The sequence below is a fragment of the Nakamurella sp. UYEF19 genome (assembly GCF_040546275.1).
In the GTDB taxonomy this organism is placed as follows: domain Bacteria; phylum Actinomycetota; class Actinomycetes; order Mycobacteriales; family Nakamurellaceae; genus Nakamurella.
On the sequence record NZ_JBEPNO010000009.1, the window covers coordinates 186,890 to 202,385 of the forward strand.

17 protein-coding genes are annotated in these 15,496 nt (G+C 67.2%); 7 read left to right on the forward strand and 10 right to left on the reverse strand.

Going from position 1 to position 15,496, the window contains the following annotated elements; all coding sequences use genetic code 11:
- Nucleotides 1-12: 12 nt before the first annotated feature.
- The 4 genes from ABIB25_RS14785 to ABIB25_RS14800 form a co-directional block, all read right to left on the reverse strand.
- Nucleotides 13-765, reverse strand: a complete 753-nt coding sequence (locus ABIB25_RS14785) for an SDR family oxidoreductase (RefSeq protein WP_354529225.1) — start codon at nt 763-765, stop codon at nt 13-15.
- Nucleotides 766-897: 132 nt separating this feature from the next.
- Nucleotides 898-1,341 carry a MarR family winged helix-turn-helix transcriptional regulator gene (locus ABIB25_RS14790; protein WP_354529226.1) on the reverse strand — a complete coding sequence of 148 codons (444 nt, stop codon included), beginning with the start codon at nt 1,339-1,341 and terminating at the stop codon, nt 898-900.
- 53 nt (nt 1,342-1,394) lie between these two features.
- Nucleotides 1,395-1,607, reverse strand: coding sequence for a hypothetical protein (locus tag ABIB25_RS14795; RefSeq protein ID WP_354529227.1), 213 nt, complete (start codon nt 1,605-1,607; stop codon nt 1,395-1,397).
- Nucleotides 1,608-1,658: 51 nt separating this feature from the next.
- Nucleotides 1,659-2,468 carry a spermidine synthase gene (locus ABIB25_RS14800; RefSeq protein WP_354529228.1) on the reverse strand — a complete coding sequence of 270 codons (810 nt, stop codon included), beginning with the start codon at nt 2,466-2,468 and terminating at the stop codon, nt 1,659-1,661.
- A gap of 78 nt (nt 2,469-2,546) precedes the next feature.
- On the opposite strand from ABIB25_RS14800, the gene ABIB25_RS14805 reads away from it, so the two are divergent.
- The 3 genes from ABIB25_RS14805 to ABIB25_RS14815 all read left to right on the forward strand — a co-directional run bounded on the left by ABIB25_RS14805 (nt 2,547) and on the right by ABIB25_RS14815 (nt 4,496).
- A complete protein-coding gene (locus ABIB25_RS14805; RefSeq protein ID WP_354529229.1) occupies nt 2,547-2,945 on the forward strand; it encodes a pyridoxamine 5'-phosphate oxidase family protein in 399 nt (132 codons plus the stop codon).
- 138 nt (nt 2,946-3,083) lie between these two features.
- The gene (locus ABIB25_RS14810) at nt 3,084-3,854 is read left to right on the forward strand and encodes an alpha/beta fold hydrolase (protein WP_354529230.1); all 771 of its coding nucleotides are present in this window, start codon (nt 3,084-3,086) and stop codon (nt 3,852-3,854) included.
- 141 nt (nt 3,855-3,995) lie between these two features.
- Nucleotides 3,996-4,496, forward strand: coding sequence for a polyketide cyclase (locus ABIB25_RS14815; protein ID WP_354529231.1), 501 nt, complete (start codon nt 3,996-3,998; stop codon nt 4,494-4,496).
- 31 nt (nt 4,497-4,527) lie between these two features.
- On the opposite strand, the gene ABIB25_RS14820 is transcribed toward ABIB25_RS14815, so the two are convergent.
- The gene (locus tag ABIB25_RS14820) at nt 4,528-5,103 is read right to left on the reverse strand and encodes a dienelactone hydrolase family protein (protein WP_354529232.1); all 576 of its coding nucleotides are present in this window, start codon (nt 5,101-5,103) and stop codon (nt 4,528-4,530) included.
- A gap of 80 nt (nt 5,104-5,183) precedes the next feature.
- Here ABIB25_RS14820 and ABIB25_RS14825 point away from each other — a divergent pair, with 80 nt between their 5' ends.
- Complete coding sequence (locus ABIB25_RS14825) at nt 5,184-5,768, forward strand: ArsR/SmtB family transcription factor (RefSeq protein ID WP_354529233.1); 585 nt, start codon at nt 5,184-5,186, stop codon at nt 5,766-5,768.
- Between the two features lie 13 nt (nt 5,769-5,781).
- On the opposite strand, the gene ABIB25_RS14830 is transcribed toward ABIB25_RS14825, so the two are convergent.
- Entirely contained in the window at nt 5,782-6,345 is a 564-nt protein-coding gene (locus tag ABIB25_RS14830) for a TetR/AcrR family transcriptional regulator (RefSeq protein ID WP_354529249.1), read from the reverse strand.
- Nucleotides 6,346-6,579: 234 nt separating this feature from the next.
- Between ABIB25_RS14830 and ABIB25_RS14835 the strand changes: the two genes are divergently transcribed.
- Both ABIB25_RS14835 and ABIB25_RS14840 read left to right on the forward strand, forming a co-directional pair.
- The gene (locus tag ABIB25_RS14835; RefSeq protein WP_354529234.1) at nt 6,580-7,611 is read left to right on the forward strand and encodes an aldo/keto reductase; all 1,032 of its coding nucleotides are present in this window, start codon (nt 6,580-6,582) and stop codon (nt 7,609-7,611) included.
- Nucleotides 7,611-8,501, forward strand: a complete 891-nt coding sequence (locus ABIB25_RS14840) for an LLM class flavin-dependent oxidoreductase (protein WP_354529235.1) — start codon at nt 7,611-7,613, stop codon at nt 8,499-8,501. The genes ABIB25_RS14835 and ABIB25_RS14840 overlap by 1 nt, the downstream gene beginning before the upstream one ends.
- On the opposite strand, the gene ABIB25_RS14845 is transcribed toward ABIB25_RS14840, so the two are convergent.
- Entirely contained in the window at nt 8,495-8,854 is a 360-nt protein-coding gene (locus tag ABIB25_RS14845) for a VOC family protein (RefSeq protein ID WP_354529236.1), read from the reverse strand. The genes ABIB25_RS14840 and ABIB25_RS14845 overlap by 7 nt on opposite strands.
- A 12-nt stretch (nt 8,855-8,866) precedes the next feature.
- On the reverse strand, nt 8,867-9,076 hold the full coding sequence (locus ABIB25_RS14850; protein ID WP_354529237.1) for a hypothetical protein: 210 nt from the start codon (nt 9,074-9,076) through the stop codon (nt 8,867-8,869).
- 323 nt (nt 9,077-9,399) lie between these two features.
- Between ABIB25_RS14850 and ABIB25_RS14855 the strand changes: the two genes are divergently transcribed.
- Entirely contained in the window at nt 9,400-12,633 is a 3,234-nt protein-coding gene (locus ABIB25_RS14855; protein WP_354529238.1) for an eCIS core domain-containing protein, read from the forward strand.
- A gap of 112 nt (nt 12,634-12,745) precedes the next feature.
- Here ABIB25_RS14855 and katG read toward each other — a convergent pair whose 3' ends face one another.
- Together katG and ABIB25_RS14865 are read right to left on the reverse strand one after the other, a co-directional pair.
- Nucleotides 12,746-14,944, reverse strand: coding sequence for a catalase/peroxidase HPI (gene katG / locus ABIB25_RS14860; protein WP_354529250.1), 2,199 nt, complete (start codon nt 14,942-14,944; stop codon nt 12,746-12,748).
- A gap of 83 nt (nt 14,945-15,027) precedes the next feature.
- Nucleotides 15,028-15,492, reverse strand: coding sequence for a Fur family transcriptional regulator (locus ABIB25_RS14865; RefSeq protein ID WP_354529239.1), 465 nt, complete (start codon nt 15,490-15,492; stop codon nt 15,028-15,030).
- Between the last annotated feature and the right edge of the window lie 4 nt (nt 15,493-15,496).

Below are 15,496 nucleotides of genomic sequence, written 5' to 3' on the forward strand. Positions count from 1 at the left end.
CTGCGCGTACGACTACCAGGCGGTGAACCCACCGTCCACGGTGAGGTCCGTCGCGGTGATGTAGGCGGCTGCCGAACTGAGCAGGAACGCGACGGGTCGGGCGATCTCCTCGACCGAGGCCATGCGGCCGATCGGTGTCTGCTCGGCGAACATCGCGTTGAGCTCGAGCGGGTTGTTGACCGTCATCTCGGTCGACGTGTAGCCGGGGCTGACGGAGTTGACGCGGACGCCGCCGGCCGCCCACTCGACCCCCAGCGCCTTCGTCAGGTGGATCACGCCGGCCTTCGCGGTACAGTAGGCGGCGTGCGCCAGGCCGCGGTTGATGATGTGGCCGGACATGGAGGCGATGTTGACGATGGCGCCGCCGTTGGCCCGGATGCTCTCGTACTCGGCCTGGCACGAGTAGAACAAGCCGTCGAGATCGACCTCCATCACCTTGTTCCAGTCGTCGGCCGTGGTGGTCGCGGAATCGCCCGCCATGTCGATGCCCGCGCAGTTCACCGCGTACCTGACCGGGCCGACGGCCGAAGCGGCCCCTACTGCGGCGAAGACCGCCTCCCGGTCGCGTACGTCGACCGGAAGCACCCTGTGCCCGACACCCGCAGCGCGGCAGAGAGTTTCGAATGCCGAGTAGTCGGCCAGGGGCTGGTCCAGACACGCCAGGTTCACGCCCTCGGCGGCAAGGACGCCGGCGATCGCGAGCCCGATCCCCCGCGCGCCACCGGTGAGGACGGCGACCGACCCGGCCTCCAGCGTGGCGATCACGCTTTTCCCGCGGAGCAGAACACGAAGCCGCCGGCGACGATCGCCTGGTTGTAGGGGCCGAGGGCGGCGGGTGCTCGATCGGTGGAAACAGCTTGGCGTGCAGTCACTGTCTCATCTCTCTCTGATGCTGATTCAGTCGACGGCAGCGGGTTGTGCAGCATGGAGCGCGGCGGCGCAGGCGTCCAGATCGGCGCGCAGGGCGCGCCGTTGCTTCGGTGACAGCGGAGCGAGCATCTTTTCCTCGATCTGGGCGACGGCATGGGACACGGCCGCGAGGAGCGTAGATCCATGGGGAGTGAGAGTGATCTGCTGATCCTTTCCAGCGCCGTGAATCTGGATCAGGCCGGTCGACGTCAGACCCGAGAGCAGTTGGTGTGTGGCCTGTCTCGTGACGAAGACACCTCGGGCGAGTTCGGCGTTGGACAGCCCCGGCCGGTGGGCCAGCAGCTCGAGGCAGGCGTACTGCGAGACACTGAGGTCGAACTCCCTCAGCCGCGCATCCATCGCCACCCGCAAGGCCCAGGTGACGCGTTTGAGGGAGTATCCGACCGAGGTGGCGACATCCACTTGACTCATGTCAATATCTTGACATGGACTATCGCGTCGGGCTCTGATGAGCGCGTCCCGGCTCAGGTTTCCATGTTCACCGAGCGCCGGAAGTCGACCAGCATCTGCTCGACACGTTCGTGCAGCGATTGATCATCCGATGCGGCCGTCGCCCGGCTCAACGCTTCCATCATCGCGAGCAACTCGCGCCGCTGCCGCGGTCGTTGTGCCGTCACCCTGACCTTCGTCTGGGCCTTCAACTGCTTGTACTGCTGTTCCAGCTTGCTCAGCGCCACACTTCCTACTTCCGCATCAGTCCCTTCACCGTACGTGCGGCCCTCCGGCGGTCAATCCGAGCCGACGCGCCAGGTCTCGTCCGGCGGAGTCGGGGAGCGCAGGGACGAGGCATCGGTGAGCGGCTCGGCACCATCGAGGAAAGCGGCCAGCTCCGGCCCGGAGAGCGCGATCGGCCGTCCCATCGGACCGTCCTCCGCGACGATCGTCTCGATCGGCAGCCCACCGGCCGCGGCAGCCGCGATGACCAGGTTGCCGACGGTGCCCCGGTCGTCGCCGTGGACGAGCACTTCGGGGAACCATGCGGAAACGGCCGCCACCAACCGGCGCAGATAGAGCGAGTTCGCGGCGCCGGTCGTGTTGACCAGCAGAATTCCGGCCGGCCGCAACACCCTGGCGACGTCCGCGAAGAATTCCGCGGTACTCAGGGCGGCGGGCACGCGGCCACCACTGAAGGCATCGAGGACAACGGCATCGGCCGAGTCCGTCGGCAGTCCGGCCACACCGTCCCGCCCGTCGGCAAGCTCGAGGTCCACCCCGGACCCAGGGGGCAGCGGCAGCCGGGTCTGCACGACACGGAGCAGTTCGGCGTGCGACTCGAAGACCACCTGGACACTGCCGGGGCGGACCTCGTCGATCCACCGAGGCAGCGTTGCCCCGCCGCCGCCGACGTGCACGACGTCCAGCGGTCCGGGCGGAAGCGCATCGATGGTCTCGGCCAGTACCTGCACGTACGGGAACTCGAGGTAGGTCGGGTCGTCCAGGCTGACGTACGACTGGCGCACGCGGTCCAACAGCAACAACCACCCGCCCGGCCGGTCCTCGTCGGCCAGCAGTTCGACCTCACCCCCGTCTGTCCGCACCTGCCCACTGTAGGCAGGGGGCCCGGTGGCGGACCTCCTCCCTCTGGAAGACCCCGTGCCTCTGGAAGACTCTGCGAGATGAGCACCCTCCCCCTGTCTGAAAGGGCCAGAACCATGTTGGCCCGCCCGAATCCGGCTGTCATGGGCTGCACCCGTGGCGACGGTCAACCCGTCACGGTGGCCACCTGGTACCTGCTGGAGGACGACGATCGGATCCTGATCAATCTCGACGGCGGCCGGCGGCGGCTGGAGTACCTGCGGGCGGACCCGCGGGTCAGCCTCACCGTTCTGGACGGGGCTAACTGGGGGACCACCTGCAGCGTGCAGGGCAGGGTTGTCGATCTCGAGGACGATCCGGAGCTCGTGGGGATCGACCGGCTCTCGACGCACTACCTGAGCATTCCGTACCCGAACCGCGACAGCCCCCGCGTCAGCGGCCACATCCAGGTCGACGCCTGGAGCAGTTGGCACCTCTAGCAGTGGGTCCGACCGGCCGCGAGCGGTGGGTTGGAAGTAGGTTCTGGAGGCGCGGCTGTCCTATCGGACGACGACCGTTCGTAGTACTCATGACGGCACGGAGGTCCGGCCGCACCGACTGACGAGAGGTTCTCCGAGATGACCACCACCGCGCCGACCACCACCGGATACGCGGATGTCAACGGCCTGCACCTCTACTACGAGGTGCACGGCGATGGCACCCCGCTGGTGTTGATCCACGGCGGCCTGCTGACCATCGACATCAACTTCGCCGGCCTCATCCCGACGCTCGCCGAGTCACATCAGGTGGTCGCGCTGGAGCTCCAGGGCCACGGCCGGACCGCCGACATCGACCGCCCGATCACCCCGGCCAACTCGGCCGACGACGTGGTGGCACTGTTGGATCACCTCGGTATCGAACGGGCTCACGTGCTCGGCCACAGCATGGGCGCGGCCGTTGCCCTGGAACTGGCCGTCAACCACCCGACCCGAGTGCTGTCGGTGGTGCCGATCTCGGGCAGCGTCCGCCCCGAGGGCATGCATTCCGACCTCGGCGACCCGGCCATGTTCGCTACCTCGACCCGGATGCCCACCGCCGAGGACTTCGGCGAGTTCACGGCGGCCTACCAGCGGTTGTCGCCGCACCCGGAGCACTTCGAGGAGTTCATGGGCACCATGTCCGCCTCGGCTGCGGACCTGCACGGCTGGTCCGACGAGCAGCTGGCCGGCATCACCGCGCCGGTCCTGATCGTGCTGGGCGATCACGACTTCGTCACCCTCGAGCACGCCGCCCTGATGAAGGAGCTGATACCCGGATCGCAGCTCGCCGTCCTGCCGGGCACCACTCACATGCAGGCCACGAAGCGGCCTGGCCTACTGCTCCCCCTGCTCGCAGCGTTCCTGGACTGACATCCTGGCGCCCGACGGCAAAATGACACTTCGTGTCGTTCTCTAGGATGCACAGATGAGTCGAAGGCAGCCGAACACCGGTGAGCGGTTGCAGACCGCCACCACTGCTGATCACGCTCCCGAAGACGCAGGGGTACAACGATGATCGCCGATCGGTGGGGCGTGAGCGACGACGAGGTCGCACGTCGCTACCCGTGCGACGACCTCGTCCCCACCCCGGTGCTGCAGGCCTGGCGCGGGGTGACCGTCGAGACCCCGCCCGAGGTCGTGTGGCCGTGGGTCGGCCAGATCAGGCTGGCGCCCTATTCCTACGACCTCATCGACAATCTCGGACGTGGGTCGCCCCGAGAGCTGCAGAATCTGCCGGAACCGGCGGTTGGCGAGCCGTTCTCGAAGACAGCCGGGCGGCCGATGGGGCGCATCCTTGCCGTGGCCAGGGCCGACCACCTCACCGCCCGGATCATGGGCGCCGTGTTGTCCTACGTCCTGGTACCCACCGGGAACAACACCCGGCTGCTGCTCAAGATCGTGATGGCGAACGGATCGCTGATCGCGCCGATCGTCTCGATCGGCGATCTGGTGATGGCGCGCCGGCAACTGCTCAATCTCAAGCAGCTGGCCGAGAAGTCCCACCGGGCCTAGTTTTCTCGAGGGCGACGGTGGCGCGCCAGGATCAGCCGATCCTGTCCAGGAACGCCAGCACCCTGTCCATCAGGAGACTCGCGGCCGCCGCGTCGTAGGCGGGCAGCGAGGAATCGGCGAACAGGTGCTCCGGGCCGGGATAGACGAACAGTTCGGCCTTGTCGTTGGAGGCGACAAGCTCCCGGGCGGCGTCGATGTCGCCCTCGCCGGCGAAGTACGGGTCGGCGTCCATGCCATGGATCTGCACCGGTAAACCTGCCGGCCACGAACCGAACTCCGACACGGGGAGGCAGGAGTAGAAGAACAGCGCACCCGCAGCACCGGCGCGAGTCTGGGCGAGGCGTTGGGCCGGCATCACCCCGAGCGAGAAACCGGCATACACAAGGGATTCGCTCAGTTCTTGGGCGGCTGCGACACCACGCTCCATGATGGCGCCGAACCCGGTCTGCGAGGCATAGGCGACTCCATCGTCGAGGTTGTCGAAGGTGTGTCCGTCGTAGAGATCCGGTACGTGGACGGTGTGCCCGGCCTGACGCAACTCGGCGGCGAACTCCTCGACACCCTTCGTCAATCCCTGAGCGTGGTGGTACAGCAGGACCTCTGCCATCGTCTACTCCCCTTGTCGTGAACGAACCGGCGGATGAAACCAGATATTCGGTACGTTCGACCACGGTAGTCTCATCGACCATGGCAGGCAACAGGGAGGTTCCGGACTACGACCTCGAGGAGACGATCGAGCTCACCACGGCCGAGCAGGTGCGGGCGATCAGCGACCCCCTGCGGACCACCATTCTCGGGCTGCTGCACGAGCGGGCCGCCTCCGTGACCGAGCTGGCAATCGCCGTCAAACGTCCGAAAAGCACTGTCGCGCATCATGTCAACGTGCTGACCGCTGCCGGTATCCTACGGGTGGTCCGAACCCGACGGGTCAGAGCAACCCAGGAACGCTACTACGGCCGGGCCGCACGGATGTTCTACGTCGGCCTCGGACGACAGACCAATGGCGTGGACCTCCCCATGGACTTCAACGACTTCGAGGTCGCGCAGAAGGAGTCGGCCGCCGCCTACGAAGCCGGGCAGATGCGCTCGTTCATCCGGCACGCCCGGATACCCGACGGGCAGGCGGCGCAGTTCTGGAGACGCATCGACGAGGCGATCCACGAGTTCGACCGCCTCCCCCGCTCGGGCGAGACGACCTACGGATTCGTCGTTGGGCTCTACCCGATCCACGACTACCCCACCCTGCCGCCGGCCGCGGATCTGGACGTCTGAAAGCCCGGAACCACTACGGCAGGCGCAACCCGGCGACGAGCAGATCCACCAGACGACGTGCGTCGTACCGGGGGTCGCTGCCCGAGCCGATGCAGAGGTTGCCGACGCCCCACATCAGTTCCAGGGCGTCCAGGTCGGTGCGGATCTCACCCGCGGTGCCGGCGGCCGCGAGGAGTTCGGCGCAGACCGGCACGAGGCGGTCGAGGAAGTAGGCGTGCAGGTTCTGGAAGGCGGCATCATCGGACTGCAGCGCCCCGGCGAGACCGTGCTTGGTGACCAGGAAGTCGACGAACAGATCGATCCACTCACCCAGTGCGGCATGCGGGGAGGTACTGCCCGCCAGCAGCGTGGGCCCGGCCTCCGCGCAGGCCTGCACCTGATGCCGGTAGACGGCGACGATCAGGTCCGCCCGCGTCGGGAAGTGGCGGTAGATGGTGGCCACACCCACGCCGGCCCGCGCTGCGATCTCACGCACCGGGGCGTTCACGCCGGACACGACGAAGGCCGCTGCGGCCGCCTCGAGCAGCGACTCCTCGTTTCGCCTGGCATCGGCCCGCTTGCGCGGGAGCGCCGGCATCGATCCGCTCACGGGGCCGATCCCTGACGGTGCCACCGGTTCTGCCGATGCCACCGGTTCTGCCGATGCCGCTGGGTCGAGCGATACCACTGGGTCGGACCCTCCGTCACTCCATTTGCAAACGGAACCATGTTCCGTATAGTCCTTAACGGAATCATGATCCGTTTGTCCATCCTGACAGAACAGGCGATCACGGGCCACCCACTCGTTCCCATCGTCACAGGAGGAACCCCCATGCAGTACCGCAACTTGGGCCGAACCGGCGTACGGGTCAGCACTCTCGCGCTCGGCGCGATGAACTTCGGTCAGATCGGACGCACCACCCAGGACGACGCCACCGCCATCGTCGATGCCGCCCTCGAGGCCGGGATCAACTTCATCGACACCGCCGACATGTACAGCCAGGGTGAATCGGAGGAGATGGTCGGCAAGGCTCTCCGGTCTGGGCCGGCCGGCCGCCGCGACGACATCGTGCTCGCCACCAAGGCGTACCTGCCGATGGGCGACGAGCGCAACCACCGGGGCAGTTCACGCCGCTGGTTGATCACCGAGCTCGAGAACAGTTTGCGCAGACTCGATGTCGACCACGTCGACCTCTACCAGATGCACCGGTGGGACCCCACCACGAGCGACGAGGAGACCTTGTCCGCCCTGACCGACCTCCAGCGCGCCGGCAAGATCCGTTACTTGGGCTCCTCGACGTTCCCGGCCTACCGCATCGTGCAAGCCCAGTGGGCGGCACGGGAGCACCACCTGAGCCGATACGTCACCGAACAGCCCGGCTACTCGATCCTGCAGCGCGGCATCGAGACCCACGTCCTCCCCGTCACCGAGCAGTACGGACTCGGCGTGCTGGTCTGGAGCCCGTTGGCCTCCGGCTGGCTGTCCGGCGCGATCCGCGAGGGTCGGGCGGTCACCACCAACCGCTCGGCGATGATGCCGCAGCGCTTCGACACCGCCACCGCAGCGAACCGGGCCAAGATGGATGCAGTCGAGCAACTGGCCAGGGTCGCCGCCGACGCCGGCCTGACGATGATCCAACTCGCCCTCGCCTTCGTCACCGCGCACCCGGCCGTGACCAGCGCCATCATCGGCCCACGGACTCTGGCACACCTGCATTCCCAGCTCGATGCCGCCGACATCGCGCTCTCCGCGGATGTTCTCGACGCCATCGACGCCATCGTCGCACCGGGCGTCGACCTGGCCGCCGACGAGAAGTTCGACGCTCCACCGGCTCTGCTCGACCCGTCCCTGCGGAGGCGTTGATGTCCGCAGTATTCCCGGCAGCAGAGACGAAGCGTCCGAGTTTCGGCATTGCCACCCCGCCCATGCAGGTGGCCTACCAGGATCTCCTGCGGGTCTGGCGCGAGGCGGACACCATTCCCGAGATCGAGCACGCGTGGCTGTTCGACCACCTGATGCCGATCGGCGGCGACCCGGACGGGCCGATCTTCGAGGGCTGGACCCTGCTCTGCGCCCTCGCCGCGCAGAGCGAGCGGATGCGCCTCGGGCTCCTGGTGACCAGCAACCGTTTCCGGCCACCCGCGATGCTGGCCAAGATCGCCACCACCGTCGACATCGTCTCCGGCGGTCGGCTCGACTTCGGCATCGGTGCCGGATCGCGGCCCAGCCATCCCATCGCCCGCCGCGAGTACGAGGCCCATGGCTTGCCGTACCACGACTTCGCCCACTCCGTCGGGAGTCTCGCGGAGGCCTGCACCATCATCCGGCGGCTGTGGACCGAGGACGCCCCGTTCGACTTCGACGGCACCTACCACCAGCTGACCGGAGCGTTCGGCAATCCGAAACCGGTCCAGCGGCCGCACCCGCCGATCATTGTCGGCGGACGGGCAGCATCGACGTTGCGTGTGGTCGCCGAACACGCCGACCTCTGGAACATCCCCGGTGGCGACATCGAGGACGCGGTCAGCCGCAGCGCCCTGCTGGACCGGTACTGCATCGAGATCGGCCGCGACCCGGCAGCCATCACCCGCTCGATCTTCCTGGGGGTGTCCTACGATCGGCCGGAGACGACCAGAGCGTCGATCGCGGAGGCGCTCGGTGCCGGTTTCAGCCACGTCGTCCTCGGGCTGGGATCGCCCTACCCCGCCGGCGCCGCCCGCTGGGTCGCCGACGAGCTGATCGCTGGTCAGTAGTACTGCACCAGGCAGAACTCATGACCTTCCGGATCGAGCATCGTCAGGACCACACCCTCGTCGTAGTCGTGTCGCTCGCCAGACCAGCGTCCGCCCAGCTCCTGGACCTGCCGGCGCCCGGCGGCGATGTCGTCGACCTGGACGTCGAGGTGGATGCGGACCTTGGCGGTCCTGGCCTCCGGGACCGCCTGGAAGGTGAGCCGCGGCTGGTCGTCCAGCCTGGAGCCGACGGTGGCCCACCCGGGGCCATCGTGCTCGGCCGAGATCGGCCGGTCCAGCAGCACACTCCAGAATCCCGCCAGGGAAACCGGGTCGGCGCAGTCGACGGTGACGGCAGTCCAACGGTTCGTCATCACCGGATCCTCTCAGGCCCCTGTCCTGCCGACCAGCAACTGCACCGCCTGGCAGTGGGCACTCATCTCGCCCCGGGTCAGCTCGTCCAGTTGATCGGCGTCGAGTCCGGTCAGCGACTTGGTCATCTCCAGAGCTGCTTCGAGTTCGTCGTGCCGGGCCCCGGCCGCAGTGGTCCGAAGCGCCTCCGACAGGAACCACAGTCGGACAACAGGTTCAGGCACGGCTCACCCATCGGTTTGTCGAAGGCGAACTGATGCGACGATGCGAAGGAGTGCACCACGCAGCAGAGGCCGAGGCAGTTCGCGCAGTCAGGCTGCAGCTCGGACCGGCCCTTGCCGTCCGTGGTCGGGAGAGGTGCCATTCGACTCGAGCCCCTTTCCACCACCTGCTGCCGCTCACGAAAGCGACCGCCGCCGTACCATTGCGCCACTCAGATGCCTTGACTTCTCACCCCTTTGCAGGCATGGCTGCAGGCCGTCCGCTGACAAGATGACGGGTGGGGCGCTGACGAGCACGCCGGCGTACGCCGTGGTGTGGAGGCCAGATGTTCTCGAGGATCCGTCCCGACCGCAGTCCGTCTGCCAGGCCCGCGCCGAAAGTGCCCGGAAACGCGCTGACCGCCCCTGATCCGTCGGTGGATTTCAGTCCTGCGCCCACCCCCGGACGGCTGCGCCGTTCGACCGCAGCCGTCACGGACCCGCTGGGTGGGTCGCCCGTTCCAGCCGACGTCCAACACTTCCTCCGGCGCAGCCGCGGTGGCGGCGCAGCGCTCCCCGCCGCGTTGGGTACCTCCATGGGCGAGGAGTTGGGTGCGGACCTCCGTTCGGTACGGGTCCACACCGGCCCGGAATCGGACGCCGCGGCCCGCGCACTCCAGGCCACCGCCTTCGCCGACGGCCTGGACCTCCACTTTCGCAACGGGACCTACGCACCGACAACTCAAGCTGGCCAACGACTTCTGGCCCACGAAGTCAGCCACGTGGCGCAGGACGGCGCGACCGCGGCATCCCCGACTGTCGGACGCGCCGACGATCCGGCCGAACAGGCGGCCGACCGGACCGCCGATCGGATCGTCGGGGCCTTGCGGCGCTCCCCGACTCCCGCCACGGTGATCAGCCGGGACGGCGCGCAGGTCGCTGCCCAGTGGCGGGACACGCTGCCGCTGCAGCGTTCTGCGGTCGGCAACCACCGGATACCCGTGCGACGGCTGTTTCCGGGCGACGAACATCCGAGGGCGCAGTCTCCGGAGACGGCCGTGACCCTTCTGACGGACGAGAAGTCTTTGACGACCACCTCGCCCGACCAGGTGAGCGCCGGTGGTCCCGGTCAGGCCGACCTGTCGCCGGCGGCTCTCCAGTACTGCGAGGTCCTGTCCAAGCTGATGGGCGAAGCGCAGAAGGAGAAGATGAAGGAACTGCTCCGGACGTCACACCCGGACAAAGGCGGTACCGACGAAGAATTCCAGGCTGTCTGGGCCGCGATCAAGTGGCTGCAGCAGAAGAACGAGTCGGAGGAGAAGAAGGGTGGAGGCCCGACCAAGCTCTTGACGTCCGGCAAGTTTGACACGAAGGATCCCCGCAAGGCCACGCTCGATGGGCACCTGGCCGGGACGTCGGCCTCGCCGGCACCGAAGGTCGATCCGTCGGCGCCCGGAAAGCTCGATTTCGTCTGGTATTGGACCGAGATCAAATCGTTTCCGGCCGACGTCACGGCCGCGATCGACGCATTCTCCAGTAGTTCGAACGCGGTGGACCAGGCACGCGACCTGCTGCTGCCGAAGATGACCGGCAAGCTGCAGTCCTGGTTCACGGCTGAACTCAACGGGCTCGCCGCCCGGATGGCCGCCCTGGGCGGCCGCGCGATCGCCACCGCCGATCGCGCGGCGGCCCTGGCTGATGTCACATTGCTCAGCACGGACCTCGCACAGTTGCTCACCATGGCCACGGACCGTCTCGCCGATGCCGAGAAGGCCCGCGACATCGCCGCGCAACTGGAGGTCGAGCGGCTACAGCGCGAGGAAGAAGAACGGTTGGCCGCCGAAGAGGCGAGAGCCGAGCAGGAGAAGGAGGAGCGGGAGAAGCAGGCAGCCGAGGAAAAGGCCACGAAGGAGGCGGCCGACAAGAAGGAAGCCGACGAAAAGGCCGCGGCGGAGAAGGCTGATGCGCAGAAGAAGGACGAAGACGCAAAGAAGGCGGTCGAGGACAAGAGGGAAGCCGAGGAGAAGCGGCTGAAACAGCTGAAGGAAGACCGGGCGAAGGCCGAGAAGGATAGGGCCGACAAGAGGGCGGCAGAGCAGCAGCGCCTCGACGACGAGGCAGCACGACGCGACCAGGAGGAGCAGGACAACGAAGCCACCTTCGGCGACAAGACCGCCAGCCACGCGGCCGCCGTGAAGGTCGGCGACAGCCTCGCCTCGTTCGACTACGACGCCAAGATCAAGCAACTCGATGCGGCGTTGGCCACAGCGGAGAAGGAAGCCGCCGAGCTGGCGAAGAAGGCCCAGAAGAAGAAGCCACAGGGGAAGTCGAAGACCATCTCGGCCACGTCGTTGCCGGTCGAAGAGGATCCCGCCCTGGTCGAGGTCACCCCGACCCCGGAAGGCGACCATGCTGCCGGGGTCGCGGAAGCGACCGGACGCCGCACCGACACCACCAACCGGACGGTCTCGGAGCTGGGTGCGGTGGCCACGTCACCAGTCGGCCAGGCGCTCCCGGACGCTGACCTGGCCTGGGTGCTGAGCGAGTCCAAGGGTTCGGTCGAACTGGCCGGCGGGTTGGCCGAGCTGGTCGGGCACCAGCCGGACGGCCTGGCCGTGGCGAAGAAATTGGTGTCCGGGTTCGACGTCAAACGGCTGGCCCCGGTCTGCGGCCGGCTGCTGGACGATCAGGCGCCGGCGGAGCTGACACCGGAAACGGCGGCGCTCCTGGAGGGGTGCGCCTCGAAGCCCTACCGGAGGACGTTCCGGACGTGGCTCTGGGGCTGCGTCCGGAACGGAACCCTCGAATCGGCACTCGAATTGTGCCGTCCGTTTTCCGACACCCTCGGCACCGTCGCCCTTGTTGCGCCCGTCCTGGGTTTCACCGAGAACACCGGGACCTTCCTGCAGATCCTGCAGAAGTGCAAGGCAAAACAGGCGGACGTCACCACCTTGCTGGCTCTGTCCACCGCGGCCGGGTTCGACAAGCTGCTCAATGCGATGCGCAACAAGGACCTGGCCGCCGCCGACGTGTGCACCGTCATGACGCCAGTCCACCTGGCCAGGTTCACCCTGCTCGAACTCACCAGGCTCTGCGACACCTGGCCCAAGGACCTGGCTCTCGTCGCCGAACTGCTCCCGTTGGCCGAGCCGCACTGCCCGAGCCTGATCGGCCTCCTGATCAACGTTGGCGAGCTCGGCCGCTCCAAGCCGCTGCTGGTCACCGCGCTCCAGGCCGAAGCGCAACTCGTCGACAAGATTCCGACGTTCTCGATCACCATCAGACAACCAGAAGATCGCTATGTGGGACCGCGGAACCTGCGGGAGCACAACCGGACCGTCGGTGCTCGCACCGGGTTTCTCGCTCTCAACTTCGCCGGCTCGACCGGCAAGCTCAACACCCACTGGGACTCCATGGGCACGCAGAGAGGAAAGATCAGCTCGATGCACATCAAGAATGCCGAGGACACCGGCAGAGGCCTCGAGCTGAACAAATGGATGCAGTTCTTCAAGGAGTTGCCGGCAGCGGTCGTGCTGGCGCAGAACACCGGGAATCCGACCGGCGGACAGCTGTCGCTCTAGATTCGCCGCCGACGAGGATCGAAGCGGCGCAGCATACCCCACGACGTCCAGGTCTGCCCTTGCGGGCTGACCTGGACGTCGGGGTCACAGGTGGTTCAGTGGAGCAGTCGGATCAGACCAGGTCGAACCGGTCCAGGTTCATGACCTTGTCCCAGGCCGCGACGAAGTCGCGCACGAACTTCTCACCGGCATCGTCGCTCGCGTAGACCTCGGCGAGCGCACGCAGTTCGGAGTTCGATCCGAACACCAGGTCGGCGCGGCTGCCGGTCCAGGCAACCTCACCCGCGGCGTTGCGACCCTCGAAGACGTCCGCATCTTCCGCCGTCGACTTCCAGGCGATACCGATCTCGAGCAGGTTCGAGAAGAAGTCGTTGGTCAGCGCGCCCGGCTTCGACGTCAGCACGCCGACGCTCGACTGCTTGACGGTCGCGCCAATGGAACGCATGCCACCGACGAGCACCGTCATCTCGGGTGCACTCAGGTTGAGCAGGTTGGCCCGATCGACCAGCAAGTACTCGGCCGGCAGCACGTTGCCCTTGCCGAGGTAGTTGCGGAAGCCGTCGGCCTTCGGCTCGAGTGCGGCGAAGGAGTCGACGTCCGTCTGGTCCTGCGACGCGTCCGTCCGGCCCGGGGTGAACGGGACCGAAACGGCATGGCCGCCCTCGGCAGAGGCCCGCTCGACGGCAGCGCACCCGCCGAGCACGATCAGGTCGGCCAGCGAAACCTTGGCGACGCCGGCGGCGTTGAAGGACTGCTGGATGCCCTCGAGCGACCTCAGAACCTGCGACAGCGTCTCGGGATCGTTTGCCTCCCAGTCTTTCTGCGGCTCGAGACGGATGCGGGCGCCGTTGGCGCCGCCACGTTTGTCGCTCCCACGGAACGTCGAGGCCGACGCCCAGGCGGTCGAGACGAGCTGTGCCACAGACAGTCCGGAGTCCAGGATCTGGCCCTTGAGGGTCGCGATCGCGTCGGCACCGATCACCTCGTGATCCGCGGCCGGCACCGGGTCCTGCCAGATCAGCGTCTCGCTCGGGACGAGCGGGCCGAGATACCGCTGGATCGGGCCCATGTCGCGGTGGGTCAACTTGAACCAGGCACGGGCGAAAGCATCGGCGAACTGATCGGGGTTGTCCTTGAAGCGCCGCGTGATCGGCTCGTAGATCGGGTCGACGATCAGCGCGAGGTCGGACGTCAGCATTGTCGGGGGGCGGCTCAGCGAGCCGTCGGTCGGGTCGGGGACGGTGTTGGCCCCGGCGCCGTCCTTCGGCTGCCACTGGTTCGCGCCGGCGGGGCTCTTGGTCAGCTCCCACTGGTAGGCGTAGAGGTTCTCGAGATAGCTCTGGTCCCAGGTGGTCGGGGTCGAGTTCCAGGTGACCTCGAGGCCGCTGGTGATCGCATCCCGGCCTTTGCCGGTGTTGAAGCTCTGCTTCCAGCCCAGGCCCTGCTCCTCGATGGGCGCACCCTCGGGTTCCGCCCCGACGTACAGATCCGGGTCGGCCGCACCGTGGGTCTTGCCAAACGTGTGGCCGCCGGCGACGAGCGCGACGGTCTCCTCGTCGTTCATCGCCATCCGCGCGAACGTCTCCCGGATGTCACGTGCGGAGCCGAGCGCGTCCGGGATGCCGTTGGGGCCTTCCGGATTGACGTAGATCAGGCCCATCTGCACTGCAGCCAGCGGGTTCTCGAGTTCACGGTCACCCGTGTAGCGCTCGTCGCCCAACCAGGTCTGCTCCGGACCCCAGTAGACGTCCTCGTCCGGCTCCCAGACGTCCGGACGGCCGCCGGCGAAGCCGAAGGTCTTGAACCCCATGGTTTCCAGGGCGCGGTTGCCGGTGAAGATGATCAGGTCGGCCCAGGAGACCTTGCTGCCGTACTTCTTCTTGACCGGCCACAGCAGCCGGCGGGCCTTGTCGAGGTTGCCGTTGTCCGGCCAGCTGTTGAGGGGAGCGAAGCGCTGCATGCCGGCACCGGCGCCACCGCGACCGTCACTGATGCGGTACGTACCGGCGCTGTGCCAGGCCATCCGGATCATGAAGGGGCCGTAGTGGCCGAAGTCGGCGGGCCACCAGTCCTGCGAGGTGGTGAGCACGGCGTCGACGTCCGCGGCCAGCGCGTCCAGGTCGACGGTCTTGAACGCCGCGGCGTAGTCGAAGTCGTCGCTCATCGGGTTCGCGACGGCAGGGTGCTTGCGCAGGATCTTCAGGTTGAGCTGGTTGGGCCACCAGTCACGGTTGCCCGCACCTTCGGTCGGATGATTGCGGGTACCGACAGTCGCGACCGGGCACTTGGCCTCGCTCTCCTCCGACTGCATGTCGCCGACGACGGCATTGTGGTTGTGCTCGGACACTTTTCGATCCTTCCGGGAGTAGGACATCGGAACTGCTGGCGGCGTGATCAGGAAATCGTGTGGTGGGCGAATTTCTTTCTCGAATAGCAGTCGGGGCACAGACCCCAGTAGGTGACCTCGGCTTCGTCGATCGAGAAGCCGTTGTCGTCGGACGCGGTCAGGCAGGGCGCCTCACCGACCGCGCAGTCCACATCGGTGATGACGGCACATGACCGGCAGACCATGTGATGGTGGTTGTCCCCCACCCGCGACTCGTAGCGGGCGACCGATCCGGACGGCTGGATCAGGCGGACCAGACCGGCGGCCGTCAACCGGTGCAGTGAGTCGTACACGGCCTGACGCGACACCTGCGGGTGGTCGATCTTGACGGCGCCGATGATCGAATCGGTATCGGAATGCGGGTGGGTGTGCACCGCGCTGAGCACGGCCAGACGCGGACGCGTGACTCGCAGGGTCGCCCCACGCAGCATGAGCTCGAAGTCGCTCGGCTCGAGGTGCGGGTTCGTTGCCATCCCC

Excerpts from the sequence above, each read along its gene's own strand:
- ABIB25_RS14790 (WP_354529226.1), bottom strand. The coding sequence starts at position 1,341 with ATGAGTCAAGTGGATGTCGCCACCTCGGTCGGATACTCCCTCAAACGC.
- ABIB25_RS14805 (WP_354529229.1), top strand. The coding sequence starts at position 2,547 with ATGAGCACCCTCCCCCTGTCTGAAAGGGCCAGAACCATGTTGGCCCGC.
- ABIB25_RS14810 (WP_354529230.1), top strand. The coding sequence starts at position 3,084 with ATGACCACCACCGCGCCGACCACCACCGGATACGCGGATGTCAACGGC.
- ABIB25_RS14815 (WP_354529231.1), top strand. The coding sequence starts at position 3,996 with ATGATCGCCGATCGGTGGGGCGTGAGCGACGACGAGGTCGCACGTCGC.
- ABIB25_RS14820 (WP_354529232.1), bottom strand. The coding sequence starts at position 5,103 with ATGGCAGAGGTCCTGCTGTACCACCACGCTCAGGGATTGACGAAGGGT.
- ABIB25_RS14825 (WP_354529233.1), top strand. The coding sequence starts at position 5,184 with ATGGCAGGCAACAGGGAGGTTCCGGACTACGACCTCGAGGAGACGATC.
- ABIB25_RS14830 (WP_354529249.1), bottom strand. The coding sequence starts at position 6,345 with ATGCCGGCGCTCCCGCGCAAGCGGGCCGATGCCAGGCGAAACGAGGAG.
- ABIB25_RS14835 (WP_354529234.1), top strand. The coding sequence starts at position 6,580 with ATGCAGTACCGCAACTTGGGCCGAACCGGCGTACGGGTCAGCACTCTC.
- ABIB25_RS14840 (WP_354529235.1), top strand. The coding sequence starts at position 7,611 with ATGTCCGCAGTATTCCCGGCAGCAGAGACGAAGCGTCCGAGTTTCGGC.
- ABIB25_RS14845 (WP_354529236.1), bottom strand. The coding sequence starts at position 8,854 with ATGACGAACCGTTGGACTGCCGTCACCGTCGACTGCGCCGACCCGGTT.
- ABIB25_RS14855 (WP_354529238.1), top strand. The coding sequence starts at position 9,400 with ATGTTCTCGAGGATCCGTCCCGACCGCAGTCCGTCTGCCAGGCCCGCG.
- katG (WP_354529250.1), bottom strand. The coding sequence starts at position 14,944 with ATGCAGTCGGAGGAGAGCGAGGCCAAGTGCCCGGTCGCGACTGTCGGT.
- ABIB25_RS14865 (WP_354529239.1), bottom strand. The coding sequence starts at position 15,492 with ATGGCAACGAACCCGCACCTCGAGCCGAGCGACTTCGAGCTCATGCTG.